This is a genomic window from Burkholderia sp. Se-20378 (genome assembly GCF_017104665.1).
In the GTDB taxonomy this organism is placed as follows: domain Bacteria; phylum Pseudomonadota; class Gammaproteobacteria; order Burkholderiales; family Burkholderiaceae; genus Burkholderia; species Burkholderia lata.
This window is the reverse complement of the sequence record NZ_JAAGPG010001124.1, coordinates 1-992: the sequence shown is the minus strand read 5'-3', so window position 1 is coordinate 992 and position 992 is coordinate 1. Positions and strand designations below refer to the sequence as shown.

The following is a 992-nucleotide window of genomic DNA, read 5'->3' as shown; positions in this document are numbered from 1 at the left end:
TTCCTCGCGGTGCGGCAGAACGCACTGCCGCTCGCGTTCATGGGCAGCGCGGGCGGCTTTCTCGCACCGGTGCTGCTGTCGACCGGCCAGGGCAACCATGTCGCGCTGTTCAGCTACTACGCGCTGCTGAACGCGGGCATCTTCGCGATCGCCTGGTTCAAGGCCTGGCGTCCGCTGAACCTGCTCGGCTTCGTGTTCACGTTCACGATCGGCTCGGCGTGGGGCGTGACGGCCTACCGCCCCGCGCTGTTCGCGAGCACCGAGCCGTTCCTCATCCTGTTCTTCCTGATGTATGTCGGCATCGCGCTGCTGTATGCGGTGAAGCGCGAGCTCGCGCTGCGGCACTACGTGGACGGCACGCTCGTGTTCGGCACGCCGATCGTCGCGACCGCGCTGCAGGCGTCGCTCGTGAAGGACATGCCGTTCGGGCTCGCGTGGAGCGCCGTCGCGCTGTCGGCGTTCTACGTCGTGGTCACCGCGTGGCTCGCGCGGCACCGCGACCGCCTCGCGCTGCTGTTCGAATCCACGCTCGCGCTCGCGGTGATCTTCGCGACGCTGGCCGTGCCGCTCGCGTTCTCCGGCCCGACGACCAGCGCCGCGTGGGCGATCGAAGGCGCGGCCGTCGTCTGGCTCGGCGTGCGCGAGAAGCGCATGCTGCGATTCGGCTTCGGCCTGCTGATGCAGGTTGCCGCCGCCGGTGCATTCTTCACGAGCCTGCTCGGGCCGGCCGACGCCACCGCGCTGCCGGTGCTCAACAGCCCGTACATCGCGATGCTGCTGATCGCGCTCGCCGGCCTGTTCACCGGCTGGTGGCTGCACGGGCGCGGCGAAGCGCGCGCGTGGCATGCGTGGATGCCCGAGATCGGCGCCGCCGCCGCTGCGTGGGGGCTGCTGTGGTGGGTGAGCGGCGGGCTGCACGAGATCCTCGTCTACGCGAGCCGTCACGTCGACCTGCATGCCGACCGCTTCGTCGTCGATACGACCGCGCTGTT

1 protein-coding gene is annotated in these 992 nt (G+C 70.0%); it reads left to right on the top strand.

Translation table 11 applies throughout. The annotated features are described in order from the left end of the window. Nucleotides 1–992, top strand: a 992-nt coding sequence (locus tag G3N93_RS40525) for a DUF2339 domain-containing protein (protein ID WP_206135577.1), incomplete at both ends; no start/stop codon positions are given.